Genomic DNA, 13,963 nt, shown 5'->3' with positions numbered 1-13,963 from the left:
TCATGGACAAGGGTGATGGCTGGCAGGAGGACGGCTTCAGACCGAGGTCACGTCAGGCGCCCCGGCATTCTCCTGGCGGTGTCGCGGCGCAGGGGCGTTGACGAGCAGGAAGGCGACCGCGGAGGCCGCGAGCATGATCAGGGCCGCCCACCCGATGGCCACGGTGAAACCGTGCACCACACCGGAGTCGACTATCTGGGCCTTGCGCTCCGGCGTCAGCGGTCCTGTACGGGCAGCTCCGGCCAGGTGGGACGAGAGGTACGTGGCGGTGCTCGTCGTGGCGATGGTGTTGAGCAGCGCCGTGCCGATGGAACCGCCCACCTGCTGGGCGGTGTTGACCGTCGCCGACGTGACGCCCGCGTCCTGTGGGGCCACCCCGGCGGTGGCGGTCGCCATCACCGGCATGAAGGTGAGGCCGAGCCCGAGCCCCAGCATCAGGAGGCCGGGCAGGATGTGCCCGGCGTAGCTGGATTCCGTGCCGAGGAACGTCAGCGTGAACAGACCCACCGCCGCGAGCAGCAGTCCCGGCCCCATGAGGAGCCGTGGGGGGACGTGGTGCAGCAGCCGGGCCGAGATCTGCGTCGACCCGATGATGATGGCCAGCGACATGGGGAAGAAGGCGAATCCGGTCTTCACCGGTGAGTAGCCGAGGATGCTCTGCAGGTAGTACGTCATGAAGAGGAAAACGCCGAACATGCCGATCGTGGCGAGTCCCATGGTCAGCATCGAGCCGCCACGGTTGCGGTCCTTCACGATGTGCAGCGGCAGCAGGGGACGCGTCGTTCGTGTCTGCCACCACGTGAACACGGCAAGGAGGGCGATGCCGCCGATCAGCAGTGCGAGGACCATCACGGAGGTCCAGCCGCGGGATTCGGCCTCGCTCAGCCCGTACACGACGGCAATGAGCCCTCCGCATCCCAGGATCACGCCGGGGACGTCCAGGCGTGCGTCCTTGTGTCCCGCGCGGTCCTCCAGGAGGGAGAAGGCGCCGAAGACGGCGAGCACGGCGATGGGGACGTTGACGTACAGGCACCAGCGCCAGTCCAGGTACTCCGTCAGGATGCCGCCGAGCAGAAGACCGAGCGCACCGCCCGCGCCGGCGATGGCGCCGTAGATCCCGAACGCCTTGGCGCGCTCCTTGCCGTCGGTGAAGGTGGTGGTCAGCAGCGAAAGGGCGGACGGAGCGAGGACCGCGGCGAAGACGCCTTGCAGGGCGCGCGACGCGAAGAGCATGGCGGGTCCGGTGGCGGCGCCGCCGAGCGCCGAGGCCGCGGCGAAGCCGACGAGTCCGATGATGAAGGTGCGCTTGCGGCCCAGCAGGTCGGCGATACGGCCGCCGAGAAGCAGCAGACCGCCGAAGGCCAGCGTGTACGCGGTGATGACCCACTGGCGGTTGCCGTTGGTGAGGCCCAGCTCGCGCTGCGCGGACGGCAGTGCGATGTTCACGATGGTCGCGTCCAGGACCACCATGAGCTGGGCGAGCGCGATCACGGCCAGGGCCCACCAGCGACGGCTGGAGGGGGGTTCCGCCGTTTCCGCCGTGGGGACGTCGCGGCTGCTCGCCCGGCCCAGGTTCGTCTGCTCTTCCGGACTGCTCATAGGTTCCAGAACACCACGCATCCCGTACTCCTGCCGCTGGGGCGGGCCGCGATGCGAGTGCTGAGGAGCCCGGTGTCACGTGCGGGCGGAGTCACCGGCCGTCGATGCTTGCGCCTGCGCACTCTGTGACGGCTGGGACAGCTGGGACGCCTCCTCCGCCAGGTGGTCCTTGTCCCCGTCCGGGTCCATGAGCCGGTTCAACCGGGCCGGTACGTCAAAGCCGACCAGAAGCACCACGATGACCGTGCCCGCGAACGTCAGCACGGCGAGCGCCTGCCCCAGATCCATACCGGACGCGAGATGCGCCCCGAGGACCGGAGCCACCGCGCCGCCGAGGGCGCCCACGTTGTACGTGAAGCCGAGCGCCGCACCCCGGCTCCGGGTCGGGAAGTGACCGCCGATGTAGCGCGGGAGCAGTCCGGAGATGCCGAAGCTGGTCGCCTGGAGCAGGAACAGCAGGATGCCGAGCAGCAGCAGGTTGTCCTGCACGGCGAACACGGGGTAGACGAAGGCGAGGGAGGCAAGAAGCGTCAGCGCGTACGCCTTCTTCGCGCCGATCCGGTCGCCGAGGAAGCCCGCCGTCCAGCAGCCCACCATGGTGCCGAAGCCCGCGAAGTAGAGGACGTCGGTGACCTGGTCCGTGCTGTAGCCCAGATCGGTCTTCAGATACGTGGGCAGCAGTGCCTGGATGGGCCAGGAGTAGAGGAACGCGAAGAACAGCGTGACGATCATCGACAGGTACAGCGCCCAGCCGCGCTTGCCGCCGAGCTGGACGGCGAAGGCGGCGAGCGAGAGACCGGCGACCACGGAAAGGACGGGCACCATCCCTGCACCGCCCGGCGTGAAGACCAGGAAGAGGGAGACGGTGGCGACCACGGTCAGGACCACGTTGGCACCGGCCCTGCCACGGGTCGCGAACAGCGGACGGAACGGGTTGGGCTTGGCGCCCTTCTCGGCGACCGACTCGCTCCACTCCGCAGCTTCCGGCAGCGCGCGCCGCATCCACAGCGCGACGGCGATCGGGATCAGGCCGAGGTAGAACATCCACCGCCAGCCGAGCGAGGGCACCACCCAGTTGTAGACCTGTGCGGCGAGCACCGAGCCGACCGAGAAGCCGGAGATGAGGAACCCGCTCGCCCGGCTGCGCAGCTTCGCAGGCCAGCTCTCCATCACGTACGTGGCGCTGGCGCTGTACTCACCGGCCATCCCCATGCCGATGGCGAGCCTGGCGGCGAAGAGGCTGTGGTAGTTCCAGGCGAATCCGCAGGCGAACGTGCCGAGCGAGTAGAGCAGGATGCTCAGCACCATGGAGGCCTTGCGGCCGTACCGGTCGCCGAGCGCGCCGAGGACCGCGCCGCCGAGCCAGCGGGTGATGAACGCGCCGGATATCAGGCTGGCCGCCTGCACGGTACTGAGGCCGAACTCGTCACTGATCTCGGTGAGGACCAGCGTGATCAGGACGAAGTCGAAGCCGTCGAGGACATAACCGATCCAGGCGGCGAAGAACGACTTCCACTGGGTACGGCTGATCTCGCGGTACCAGCGGGGCTTGGCGGGTGATGAGGTCTGCACGGTGACTCCATGATGCGGGGCGGTGCTCGTCCTTGAGCTACCGGTCGCCTAGAGGGACAGGTCAGTGCTTGGTGAGGCCCGCGACGAAGCGGGCGGTCAGGGCCGTGGGCGCGGTGATGGCGGTTCCGACGACGACGCTGTGGGCGCCGCGGGCCAGGGCAGCGGCGGCGTCCTGCGGAGTGTTGATGCGGCCTTCGGCGACGACCGGGACGTCGATCGCGGCAGCCAGCTCGGCCACCAGCGTGAGGTCGGGGCCACGTGTCTTCGGCGTTCCCGGGACGTAGCCGGACAGGGTGGTGGAGACGAAGTCGGCGCCCTGCTCGGCCGCGGTCACGCCCTCGGCGAGCGTGGAGACGTCGGCCATGACGAGCGCGCCGGCCGCGTGGACCGCGGCGACGAGATCGGCGAAGGTGGAGCCGTCGGCGCGCTGCCGCTCGGTGGCGTCCGCGGCGACGACGGCCGCACCGGCTTCCACGATCGCCAGGGCGTGCCGGACGGTCGGGGTGATGTAGACGCCGGTGTCACCGTCCTTCCACAGGCCGATGACCGGCAGGTCGACGGCGGCGACGATCGCGGCGACGACGTCCGGTTCATTGGCGCGGATGGCGGCGCCGCCCCCGGCCGCCCCCGACCGTGCGAGCCGTACGAGGGCGCCGGTCTCCCGCATCGGATCACCGGGCGGTGCCTGGCAGGAGACGATCAGCCTGCCCCGGAGTTCGGCGGCAAGGTCGGCCGCGGTCCATGTCTGCCGCGTGGTCATCACAGGGCTCCTTGCGTGGTCATCGGAGGGCTCCGGGGTGGTGAAGGGGCAGGCGTGTGGTGAGGGCGGCGGCGCCGAGCACCGCCGCGTCGGCTCCGAACAAGGGGGCTTGCGGTACGAGGCCGCGCAGCGGCGGCATCAGTTCCGCGGCGAGGGCGGCGGCCAGGGCATCCCCGTACAGAGGGCCGATTCGAGGGACTCCGCCCCCGACGACGATCCGGTCAGGACCCAGCGCGTTGGCGAGCCCGCCGAGCGCCTGTCCTGCGGCGGCCGCACCGGTGGTGATCGCGTGGACGGCGTCCGCGTCACCCTGCGTGGCCCGGGCTGCGACGGTCTCCAGGCGAAGGCGGTCCACCGTGGTCCCGGTGAGCCGCTGGTAGTGGGCGGTGATCGCGGGCCCCGACGCGATGACTTCCAGGTGCCCGGTGCCGCCGCAAGTGCAGGGCAGCCCGGCCGCCTGGGGGCTCGGCACATGACCGAGGTGTCCCGCGATGCCCGCCGCCCCGTGCAACATCCGCCCGTCGACGGCGACGGCGCCCCCGACCCCGGTCCCGATCGCGGCGAACAGCAGCGAACCGTGCTCTGAATCCAGTGCCGCAAGCTCAGGACCGGCCGTGGCCCGTACGTCGTTGTCGCAGGCCACCGGGTATCCGGTACGGTCCGCGAGCCCGGCGCCGAGCGCCGTGCCCGCCCAGCCGCTGATGGAATCGGTGGCGCTGGTGACCCGGCCGGTGCGGGGGTCGATGACCCCGGCGGCGGCGATGCCGAGCGCCGCGGCGCGGCGGCCCGGGTCGACCTCGGCGGCGGCCGTCGCAAGCGCGTCGAGCACGGCGTCGGCGCCGCTGTCGGCCGGAGTGGGCCGGGTGTGCCGGGCAAGGACGGTGCCGTCCGCGCCGATGAGCGCGGCAGCGATCTTCGTACCGCCGAGGTCGAGGCCTATGAGCGCGTCGCCGACGCCACCCGGCAGGGAGCCGGGACTCATCGGACCGGCGGCAGACCGGCGGCGCGCAGCCGCTGCGCGACAAGCGCGACCGACTCGGCGGACAGCTGGATCTGCGGGAAGGCGGTGTCGCCGCACTCGATGACGCCGAGCAGTTGGAGCGCCGCCTTGAACGAGCCGAGCGCGGAGGAGCTGCGGCCCATGTCCGCCTCCGGCCCCACGTCGACCATGGCGAAAAGATCGATGAGCTGCTCCTGCTCCTTGGCGGCGAGCGCCCAGTCCCCGGCCCGCGCGGCCTCGTAAAGACGCACGTATCCGGCCGGGTCCACGTTGCCGATGCCGGGCACGACACCGTCGACACCGGCCAACAGGGCGGCGTCCACGGTCAGTTCGGATCCGGTCAGCACGCTGAAGTCAGGGGCCGCCCCCTGGGCACGGCCGTCGCGGCCGCCCAGTTCGACGATCAGTCGGCGCAGTCCGCCCTCGTCGCCACTGCTGTCCTTGAGTCCGGCCAGCGTGCCGTCCTCGGCCAGGGCGCGCACCAGGCCGGGGCCGAGCTTGCTGTGGACGGCGACCGGGATGTCGTACGCGAACAGCGGGAGGTCCACGCTCGCGCGCAGGCGGCGGAAGTGCCCGGCGATCTCCTTCTCGTGGGTGCGGGTGTAGAAGGGCGCGGTCGCGACAAGGCCGTCAGCCCCGAGCGCGGCGGCGGCCGTGGCGTGCTCGACGACGCGTGCGGTCGTCGTGTCGATCACCCCGGCGAGGACCGGGACCCGGCCGTCGGCGGCGTTGACCACGGTCTCCAGGACCGTGGCCCGCTGCTCGTCGGTGAGGTAGGCGACCTCGCTGGTGGAGCCGAGGGCGAAGAGGCCGTGCACTCCCCCGTCCACGAGGTGGTCGACGAGCCGGGCGAGGGACGCGGTGTCGACCTCTCCGCGGGAGTCGAGCGGGGTGCAGACCGGCGGGACGACGCCGCGCAGCGGTGCGGACAGAGACATGGTGAAGGGCTCCAGCTCAGGTGGGTGCGTCCGGCCGCCGCTCAAAACGATGGGACGTTTGCGCGGTTCTCAGCGATTACGCCGCTCGAAGCGATGACGCGGTCCGGAACATGGGACGTAAGATGTCCTACGTCTTGCCTCACCTTAAACAGATGCTCCCGCCACCGGTCAAGGGGCAATCGCACCTCAGGAGGATGTTGTGGCTCGCCCGACCATGGCCAAGGACACCGAGCGCCAGCTGAAGGAGTTGATCCTGGAGCGCAGGCTTGCCCCCGGTGACCCGCTGCCCACGGAGGCCGAGTTGACCGAGCTCTTCGGGGTCGGCCGGGTGTCGGTGCGCGAGGCGCTCAAGGCGCTCCAGGCCGTCAATGTCGTCGAGATCCGCCGGGGCTCCGGCACCTTCGTCGGCTCACTCTCGCTGTCTCCCTTCGCCGAAGGTCTCGCCTTCCGGGCCGCCGTCCGTCACCGCCTCGGCGAGCCGGGGCTCTTCGAGCTGATGAAGGTGCGGGAGGCGCTGGAGGCGGGCCTGGTCGGCGCGGTCACCGCCGGAATCCCCGCCGAGGACCTCGCCGTGCTGCGCGCCCTCGTCACCGAGATGGAGACCGAGGCGCGCGAAGGCCGGGTGGCGCGCGCCACCGACCGCGCATTCCATCTCGCGCTCTACGCCTCGCTCGACAGCCATCTGCTCAGCGAGGTCCTCGACGCGTTCTGGGCCGCCATGGACCGCGTGCGCGAGGATCTCGACGACGGCCACCAGGATCCGGACGTCACCTGCTCGCAGCACCGCGAGATCGTCGACGCGGTCGCGGCGGGGGACGGCGAACGCGCTGTACGCGCCATGCGGACCCACTTCGACGGCATCCGCGTCCGCCTGGAACCTACGGAGTGATCGCCACCGTCGAGCTGCCCGAGGCCTGCTTGCCCCCGGCCCGGTAGGTGGCGGTGAGCTTGGCGCTGCCCGAGGCGTCCGGCGCCACGGTGACCGGGACCCTGACGGTGGCCCCCCCGGTCGCGACGCGTGTCCATCCGGTTGACCACCCGGACCCCATCCGGTTGACCACCCGGACCCCATCCGGTTGACCACCCGGACCTCGGTTTCCGCGCTCGCGTCCGCTTTGAGGGCCGTGGGCGGGGCGATCGTGATGTCCGCGCAGGTGCCGCCCACGGCACGGTCCAGGTCAGGCCTGTGCGGCGTCCCGGGCGCGGGCCTCGGAGATCCGGCGCCGCACCGGCGCGTAGTGCTCGCCGAGCGACTTCATGAAGGCGGCGACGTCACCGGCCCGCGCGGCGTCCACGATGCTCTGGTGCGCGGCAATGGTCTCGGTCTCGTCGGCGTGCGTGAACCCGTCCAGATGCGGCGCGACGATCGCGTACACATCCCAGAAGGCCATCGAGAGCTGCTCGATGAGCTCATTGCCGAGCGGCTCCACGAGCAGCGCGTGGAACGCCCGGTCCGCCTCCACGAAGCCGCGCCCCTCCCCCGGCTCCCCCGCCCCTTGGTCGCGCATGGCGGCCACGAGGCGCTCCAGCGCGTCGAGTTGGCCGGGGCTGAGTGTCGTGACGATCCGGTCGGCCATCCCTCGCTCGACGAGCTCGCGTACGTCGACGAGGTCGGCGAGGACCTGGAAGTCGTCGCCCGGTGAGAGAAGACCGCGGAAGGTCAGGCTCTCCACCAGGGCCGACAGGCTCAGGCGGCCGACGTAGGTGCCGTGGCCGTGGCGGACCTCGACGATGTCCAGAGCGTTGAGGATCTTGACGGCCTCGCGGACGCTGGAGCGGCTGGCGCCAAGCGCCTCACACAGAGCCGGCTCAGTGGGCAGCGGGTCCCCGGGGCGCAGCCGCTCCTCGAGGATGTAGCGCTTGATGCCCTCGACGACTTCCTGCCGGAGCAGTTGCCGGCCGGGCTTCGCGCCGGACACGGGCTTCACACCGGACATGGGTGAACTCCCCACCTCTTGACCCCTTTCGATTGTCAAGCTACGTTCCCACGCTATCAAGGCATCAGACATCTGACGTCTTACGCTTGAGCCGCACGGTTCCCGTGGTCCTGCGTTACACCACCACCGCCATCGGTACGGCGGCCGCCATCACGGCGAACCTCTCCGCCTGCGGCGGGCCGTCATCGACAATGGTCTGGCGCCTGATGTCCGCCCCCTGGACCGCCCACGAGGCCTCAGCCGCGGTCGGCGTGCGGTCCCGAATCGAGCGCCGTCTCGCCGGACGCGCCCCTGGACGGCTCGCCGGGAAACAGCTTGGCCAGCGGGCGCAGGAGGTGTCGCGTCACGCACCAGGCGATCAGGAGGGAGAGAAGAAGGAGAACGACGTCCGCCGCGGCATGTGCGAGTCCCATGGGGGCGGACCGCCCGATCAGGATCGAACCGGTCAGGCTGGTGAACCACCCCACCACGGCCATCAGGGACGCCGCCACGGCGACCGGCACACCGCCGAGGCCCACCGCGCCGGCATCCACATCCGAGTCGAAGCTGTCGGTATCGGCCCGGCCGAGTGCGACGAGCAGCCAGAAGCCCAGGACCACGGGGAGAGCAGCGCTGAAGAGGATGGCCGGGAACCCGGCAAGAGCGTGCAGGAATTCCCCCACCGCCCCACCCCGTTCACGCTCGCTGCGGACCGGTCCCCGGTGCCGGATCCCGCTTCCGCGACCCGGCACCGGGACTCGCCCCCCGGTTCCTGCCGTGGTCATCCTGGCCCGGAGGACAGTTCCGGCGCATTGCCGCATCCCGGCAGTCTTTACGCGTTGTTGATGCCGGGCGCCCGATGCGACGGAACGGAGTCGCGACCCGGGTGGGCATGGCCCTGCAATGCCCAGGCCGGTTTCCACTATGCTTCCTCGCACGACCGCCGACGCCGAGATGCGATCCGGCACCGCGTGCACCACCAGCGCCTCCGTCCCACCGTGCCCCGTCTACTGCGAGAAGCTCGCCGGGGTCGACGCGGTTTCTCGGGGCTGTCACACGCCGCACGCACGGTCTTCGGCCTCCGCGACCCGGGTGTCCTTGTCAGCCGATCGGGACGATGTGTGGACCGTGCCCCGGTGGCAAGATGTACAAGAGAGACAACGTCGATCGGAGTGTCATCGATATGGGTCTGAGTCCCGAACCCGATCGCAGGTCTCGGGATGCGGCTCATGCTGGTTCCGAGTTCATAGAACTGCTCGAAGTCATGTGGGAGCAGGGGCGTGAGGCCGTACCGACCGGGCCCGTGTCTCCCTCCCAGTTGCGCGTGCTGTACGCACTGGACCGCGAGGAAGGCATCAACCTGCGGATGCTCTCCGAGGCCCTGGGGTCCGCTCCACCGTCGGTGAGCCGCCTGTGCGACCGGCTGCAGGCCACGGGCCTGATCGAACGCACGCCGAGCCCGGTCAGCCGACGGGAACTGGAGCTTCGGCTGACCAGCCTCGGCAGGGCCTACCTCACCGACCTGCGAAAGCGGCGGGAAGGCATCCTGATGGCCACCATCGACGCGATGCCGCCCAAGGCACGGCGTGCGCTGCTCGAAGGGCTCAGAGCTTTCCGTGAGGTGGCGACCGCGGCAGAGCGGGCCGACGGCGGAGCTGACGGAGCCAGAATCTGGCGCTCGGTCGGCTAGAGAAAGCCGCCGAGCGCTCAGACCGACTCGTCGGCCACCCGGCGACCACCGTCCGGACCGCGCCGTCCGAACCGCGCGACTACTGTCCGAACCAGTCGAGGCAGACCACGAGGGCATCGTCGTCCAGGGGCAGCGCGCTTCGGTAATCCGCGAGATCGCGCAGCACTGCCTGCGGCACCTGTGCCGCAGGCAGCAGGCGATGCGCGGACAGGGACCGTGCGAGGGCCCTCTCCCCGTACCGCTCCCCCGCCTTCGAGACGCTGTCGTAGACCCCGTCGCTGCCCACCAGGATGCGGTCACCGGGTTCCAGTCGCAGGCGCTCGGCGACGTAGGCCGTCTCCTCGAACATGCCAAGCGGAAGCTGCGCGTCGAAGTCGACGGACGTGACCGTTCGCCCTCGGAGCCGCCACATCCGGGGGGATCCGGCATCGACGGCCTCCACCTCGCCGGTGGCGAGGTCGAAGCGCAGCAGCAGGACGGAGGCGTGCAGCTCGCCCCGGTACTGCGCATAGACAGCCTGGTCGGCGAGGATCGCCTGGCCTGCAAGATCGAGTCCCGCTCGGCGGGCGTTGCGCAGCGCGTTCACCACGAGGTTGGTGAGCAGGGCCGCTTCCATCCCCTGGCCCATTCCGTTGGTCACGGTGAGCGTGAGGTGGTGCGCCGAGACCGACCAGTCGAAGTTGTCGCCGAAGATCGCGTACGCGGGCTCCAGGTGGGCGCCCAACGCGAATTCGGGACGCACCACCGAGCGACCGGGCAACAGCTGCCACTGCATCTCGGCGGCGAGAGTGAGGCGGGCGGACCGGCGTGCGAGGAGGTACAGATCGGTGTCGCGTTCGGCGACCAGGATCTCGTGGCCGAGCGCCTCGCAGATGCGCTGCATCTCCATCAGGTCGTCCGGGGCGCAGCGCTCTTCGGGAACGGCAATGGTGAGAACGCCCATCCGGTCTCCCCGGACGGTCACCGGCAGATGTACGGTCGCCGCGCCCTGCACGACCCGTGACTCGACATAGGGTTCCTGGGCGCCGAAGGCCCTGCCCTGCGGACTGCTCTGGAGGGACACCGGCTCGGTGGTGAACGGCATGTCCTCCACCATCTGGAGGGTGGTCAAGCCGTAGTCGGCGAGCCGCAGTTCCGCCCGCTCGACCCCGAACTGTTCCCGCAACGCCCCCGTCACGACATCGAGCAACAAATGGGGTGCCGCGTTGCGCAGCGCCCGCTCGACGGCAGCGAATCTGTCCACGTGATCCTGCTTCTCGTTAAGCCACGCCGAAATAAGAGCCCGGCTGACAGCGCCCCCGGTCCGTCGGCCTTCGGCGTAGGGGGGCATGCACACTCAGTCCAACACGGCGCGCCCGAAGAGTCACTCCGGTGGCTGGGGCTGTCAGGTTCGGGCGAATGCCTGGCTGAAGCCGGGCAACCCCCCACATCGTACGATGCACGGAGACAACTATTTCCCCACAGCAAGAAAATTTGGGCTAACGCACATGCCTGCCAGATGCCGGGGCAGGGGCCGTACGAGGAAGCGTCGTTCCGCTAGGGGAGGTAGGGATATGTCACTGATCTCTGAACAGGTTGCCGGGATCGCACGAGAGGACGAGATGCCGGCCTCGGGCGAGACGTCCGCGGCCGATAGTGCGCTGCCGTGGATAGAGGACACGGACAAGGTGGCCCCGAAGGATGCTCGGGCGCTGTCGAAGATGTTCTTCGACCGGCTGCAGACCTTGGAAGAGGGCACGCGCGAATACCAATACGCACGCAACACCCTTATCGAGATGAACCTGACCCTCGTGCAGTTCGCGGCCCGCCGGTTCCGCAACCGGGGCAGCGGCGACATGGAAGAGATCATCCAGGTCGGCACGATCGGCCTCATCAAGGCCATCGACCGGTTCGACCTCAGCCGCGAAGTCGAGTTCGCCACCTTTGCCGTCCCTTACATCCTCGGCGAGATCAAGCGGTTCTTCCGGGACACCACCTGGGCCGTGCATGTACCGCGCAGGCTCCAGGAGCTGCGCGTGGAACTCGCCAAGGCGAAGGAAGAGCTCGCCACCCGTTCGGACCATGAACCGACCGTCAGGGAACTCGCCGATTACCTGTCCATCAGCGAGGAAGAGGTCATAGAGGGCATTGTCGCCTCGAACGGCTACACCGCCGGTTCCCTGGAGGCGCCGAGCGACGGTGGTGACAGCGCGGCCACACCGACGCGCACCCTGGCCGATGTGATGGGTGAATCGGATCCGGCCATGGAGACGGTCGAGAACCTGCACACGCTGGCACCCCTCCTCGACGAGCTCGACGACCGGGAGCGCCGCATCCTTGAACTGCGCTTCGGCCAGGAGATGACCCAGTCGCAGATCGGCGCCGAACTCGGCGTCTCACAGATGCACATCTCCCGCCTTCTCACCGGCACCCTGACCAAGCTCCGCTCCGGAATGCTGGCCTGACGCCGACACCTTCGATTTCGCGGTGGTGGCCCCTCGCCGGCTCGGGCGTGGGGCCACCATCCCGGCGCTCGCCGCGCCCACGCACGCCAGGGCCACCCACTGCACGAGGCCCAGGTCCTCACCAAGGACCAGCACCCCGGCCAGGCCGGCGCTCGCGGGTTCCAGGCTGGTCAGAACGCTCACCGTGCGCACCGGCAGGCGCCTCAGGGCTGCCAGCTCCAGTGAGTAGGGGATGACCGCCGACAGCACGGCCAGCGCGGTGCCCAGCAGCAGAATCCGAGGGGCGAGCAGCTCGGCACCCGCGTCCGCCACACCCAGCGGCAGCGTCAGGACAGCCGCCCACGTCACCGCAAGTGCCAGCGGACCGCCTCCCGCGCTCCGGGCTCCCGCCTTCTTGCTCAGCAGCAGATAGGCGGCCATGGATGCCCCTGCGGCCAGGGCGAACAGCATTCCCGGGAGGGAAGAGCCGGTGCCGTGGGGAACGTGGAAGAGATACACGCCGCATCCGGCCAGGACGGCCAGGGCCACGTCACGCCGACGACGCGAGGTGAGCACTGCCAGAGCTATCGGGCCGAGAAGCTGGAGGGCGCTGGCAAGTCCCAGGGGCAGCAGGAGCAGTGCGGGGTAGATCAGGTTCATTCCGGCGATGGCCGTCCCGAAGGCGAGGACCAGGGCCACGTCGGTACGGCTGCGCGGCAGCGCGGGCCTGTACAGGAGCAGCAGGAACACCGCGGCCAGGCCCAGGCGCATGGTCACAGCCCCCGGCGCGCCTACCGCGCCCGCGAGTTGCTTGCCCAGGGCCTGCCCGAACTGGAGGCTCAGCACGCTGCCGAGCATCAGCGCGGGTGCAGGAAGCTTCGTCATGCCTCCAGGCTCAGCGCCACGAACGTACACGTCCAGCAAATGAATGTGCAGGCAACCGTTTAGGCTCGCCTACATGATTGACCATCGGCTGTACGTCCTTCAGGCACTCGCCGAGCACGGCACGGTCACCGCGACGGCCGGGGCGCTGCACCTGACTCCCTCGGCCGTCTCGCAGCAGCTGCGTCTCCTTGCCCGCGATCTGGGGGCGGAGCTGTTGCGGCCCGAGGGGCGGCGCGTGCGCCTGACACCGGCCGCTCACATCGTGCTCCGGCACGCCGACGCGCTGCGGGTGCAATGGGAGGCGGCCCAGGCGGAGCTGGCCAAGGAGGGCTCGAGCACCCGGGGCACGCTGCGCATGAGCGGGGTGTCCTCGGCGCTTGCCGCGCTCGGCGCTCCGGCTGCGGCCGCTCTGCGCGAGACACACCCTCTGGTGGAGTCGCTGATCGTCGAGGAGGAGAGCGCCGAGTGCTATCGGATGCTCCTTGCGGACGAGACGGACGTGGCCCTGGTGCTGCCAGGACCCGACGCGCCACCGGTCACGGACACCCGCTTCGAGCAGACACCGCTGCTGACCGACCGGCAGGACCTGCTGGTCCCCGACGGGCACCGGCTCGCCCGGCCCGAGGGAGTCGAACTCGCGGAAGCCGCCGGGCAGTCATGGATCGTGAAGAAGCCGAACAACGACACGTACCCGCTGGTGATGGCGGCGTGCACGGCTGCAGGTTTCACTCCCCGCATCACCCATCAGGTCAAGGAGTGGTACGCGGTCTCCTCGCTGGTCGCTGAAGGATTCGGCATCTGTCTCATGCCAAGGATCGTGCCGCTCCCCCGCCATGCGGTCACGCGGGTCCCATTGCGGGGCACGCCGGTTCCCTCGCGCCGGTTCCTGACCGCCGTGCGGCGCGGCAGCGCGGCACATCCTCTGGTGGCGGCCGGCCTGCACGCTCTGCGCGAGGCAGCCGCGGCCCACGGCGGGCCGTCGACAGAGACCTGACGCACACCCTCACTTGCCCGGCACCCGGTGCACGTACCTCCGCCCTCCGCAGGGGAAGGCCGTCGAGGGGGGCGGGCCCCCACACGCCCGGCGCGGCCGCCCCAACGCCGCCGGCGGGACCGCGCGAGGCCCCCCCCCCCCCCCGGGGGCCCCCACCGTCGAAAGCATGGGCCCCCCACCAGGAAA

At 70.1% G+C, this 13,963-nt stretch carries 13 protein-coding genes; 4 read left to right on the top strand and 9 right to left on the bottom strand.

What is annotated here, in order from left to right:
• Positions 1–36: 36 nt before the first annotated feature.
• From ACFQ7F_RS33290 to ACFQ7F_RS33270, 5 genes are all read right to left on the bottom strand, one after another.
• The gene (locus ACFQ7F_RS33290; protein ID WP_383278681.1) at positions 37–1,599 is read right to left on the bottom strand and encodes an MFS transporter; all 1,563 of its coding nucleotides are present in this window, start codon (positions 1,597–1,599) and stop codon (positions 37–39) included.
• Positions 1,600–1,674: 75 nt separating this feature from the next.
• Positions 1,675–3,171: a sialate:H+ symport family MFS transporter gene (locus tag ACFQ7F_RS33285; protein WP_383278674.1), complete on the bottom strand. Its 1,497-nt coding sequence runs from the start codon at positions 3,169–3,171 to the stop codon at positions 1,675–1,677.
• A gap of 61 nt (positions 3,172–3,232) precedes the next feature.
• Positions 3,233–3,931 carry an N-acetylmannosamine-6-phosphate 2-epimerase gene (locus ACFQ7F_RS33280; protein ID WP_383278671.1) on the bottom strand — a complete coding sequence of 233 codons (699 nt, stop codon included), beginning with the start codon at positions 3,929–3,931 and terminating at the stop codon, positions 3,233–3,235.
• Between the two features lie 19 nt (positions 3,932–3,950).
• Positions 3,951–4,913, bottom strand: coding sequence for an ROK family protein (locus ACFQ7F_RS33275; RefSeq protein WP_383278668.1), 963 nt, complete (start codon positions 4,911–4,913; stop codon positions 3,951–3,953).
• The gene (locus ACFQ7F_RS33270) at positions 4,910–5,869 is read right to left on the bottom strand and encodes a dihydrodipicolinate synthase family protein (protein WP_383278665.1); all 960 of its coding nucleotides are present in this window, start codon (positions 5,867–5,869) and stop codon (positions 4,910–4,912) included. The genes ACFQ7F_RS33275 and ACFQ7F_RS33270 overlap by 4 nt, the downstream gene beginning before the upstream one ends.
• Before the next feature lie 199 nt (positions 5,870–6,068).
• Here ACFQ7F_RS33270 and ACFQ7F_RS33265 point away from each other — a divergent pair, with 199 nt between their 5' ends.
• Positions 6,069–6,758: a FadR/GntR family transcriptional regulator gene (locus tag ACFQ7F_RS33265; RefSeq protein WP_383278662.1), complete on the top strand. Its 690-nt coding sequence runs from the start codon at positions 6,069–6,071 to the stop codon at positions 6,756–6,758.
• Between the two features lie 289 nt (positions 6,759–7,047).
• On the opposite strand, the gene ACFQ7F_RS33260 is transcribed toward ACFQ7F_RS33265, so the two are convergent.
• The gene (locus ACFQ7F_RS33260; RefSeq protein WP_383278723.1) at positions 7,048–7,788 is read right to left on the bottom strand and encodes a FadR/GntR family transcriptional regulator; all 741 of its coding nucleotides are present in this window, start codon (positions 7,786–7,788) and stop codon (positions 7,048–7,050) included.
• A 254-nt stretch (positions 7,789–8,042) separates the two neighbouring features.
• A complete protein-coding gene (locus ACFQ7F_RS33255) occupies positions 8,043–8,468 on the bottom strand; it encodes a hypothetical protein (RefSeq protein ID WP_383278659.1) in 426 nt (141 codons plus the stop codon).
• A 500-nt stretch (positions 8,469–8,968) separates the two neighbouring features.
• On the opposite strand from ACFQ7F_RS33255, the gene ACFQ7F_RS33250 reads away from it, so the two are divergent.
• Positions 8,969–9,475, top strand: a complete 507-nt coding sequence (locus ACFQ7F_RS33250; protein ID WP_383278656.1) for a MarR family winged helix-turn-helix transcriptional regulator — start codon at positions 8,969–8,971, stop codon at positions 9,473–9,475.
• Between the two features lie 79 nt (positions 9,476–9,554).
• Here ACFQ7F_RS33250 and ACFQ7F_RS33245 read toward each other — a convergent pair whose 3' ends face one another.
• Positions 9,555–10,718 carry a PP2C family protein-serine/threonine phosphatase gene (locus tag ACFQ7F_RS33245; protein WP_383278653.1) on the bottom strand — a complete coding sequence of 388 codons (1,164 nt, stop codon included), beginning with the start codon at positions 10,716–10,718 and terminating at the stop codon, positions 9,555–9,557.
• Between the two features lie 310 nt (positions 10,719–11,028).
• Between ACFQ7F_RS33245 and ACFQ7F_RS33240 the strand changes: the two genes are divergently transcribed.
• On the top strand, positions 11,029–11,919 hold the full coding sequence (locus tag ACFQ7F_RS33240) for an RNA polymerase sigma factor SigF (protein ID WP_383278650.1): 891 nt from the start codon (positions 11,029–11,031) through the stop codon (positions 11,917–11,919).
• On the opposite strand, the gene ACFQ7F_RS33235 is transcribed toward ACFQ7F_RS33240, so the two are convergent.
• Positions 11,851–12,783, bottom strand: a complete 933-nt coding sequence (locus ACFQ7F_RS33235) for a DMT family transporter (protein WP_383278647.1) — start codon at positions 12,781–12,783, stop codon at positions 11,851–11,853. The two genes, ACFQ7F_RS33240 and ACFQ7F_RS33235, sit on opposite strands and share 69 nt — an antisense overlap.
• Before the next feature lie 73 nt (positions 12,784–12,856).
• On the opposite strand from ACFQ7F_RS33235, the gene ACFQ7F_RS33230 reads away from it, so the two are divergent.
• Positions 12,857–13,777 carry a LysR family transcriptional regulator gene (locus ACFQ7F_RS33230; RefSeq protein WP_383278644.1) on the top strand — a complete coding sequence of 307 codons (921 nt, stop codon included), beginning with the start codon at positions 12,857–12,859 and terminating at the stop codon, positions 13,775–13,777.
• Positions 13,778–13,963 lie beyond the last annotated feature (186 nt).

It is taken from the genome of Streptomyces sp. NPDC056486 (assembly GCF_042795295.1).
In the GTDB taxonomy this organism is placed as follows: Bacteria; Actinomycetota; Actinomycetes; order Streptomycetales; family Streptomycetaceae; genus Streptomyces.
Note: the sequence above shows the minus strand (reverse complement) of the source record. Positions and strands in the feature narration are given on the sequence as shown.

Coding starts and splice junctions, on each gene's coding strand:
- ACFQ7F_RS33290 (WP_383278681.1), bottom strand. CDS start 1,599: ATGAGCAGTCCGGAAGAGCAGACGAACCTGGGCCGGGCGAGCAGCCGC.
- ACFQ7F_RS33280 (WP_383278671.1), bottom strand. CDS start 3,931: ATGACCACGCGGCAGACATGGACCGCGGCCGACCTTGCCGCCGAACTC.
- ACFQ7F_RS33275 (WP_383278668.1), bottom strand. CDS start 4,913: ATGAGTCCCGGCTCCCTGCCGGGTGGCGTCGGCGACGCGCTCATAGGC.
- ACFQ7F_RS33270 (WP_383278665.1), bottom strand. CDS start 5,869: ATGTCTCTGTCCGCACCGCTGCGCGGCGTCGTCCCGCCGGTCTGCACC.
- ACFQ7F_RS33250 (WP_383278656.1), top strand. CDS start 8,969: ATGGGTCTGAGTCCCGAACCCGATCGCAGGTCTCGGGATGCGGCTCAT.
- ACFQ7F_RS33240 (WP_383278650.1), top strand. CDS start 11,029: ATGTCACTGATCTCTGAACAGGTTGCCGGGATCGCACGAGAGGACGAG.
- ACFQ7F_RS33235 (WP_383278647.1), bottom strand. CDS start 12,783: ATGACGAAGCTTCCTGCACCCGCGCTGATGCTCGGCAGCGTGCTGAGC.
- ACFQ7F_RS33230 (WP_383278644.1), top strand. CDS start 12,857: ATGATTGACCATCGGCTGTACGTCCTTCAGGCACTCGCCGAGCACGGC.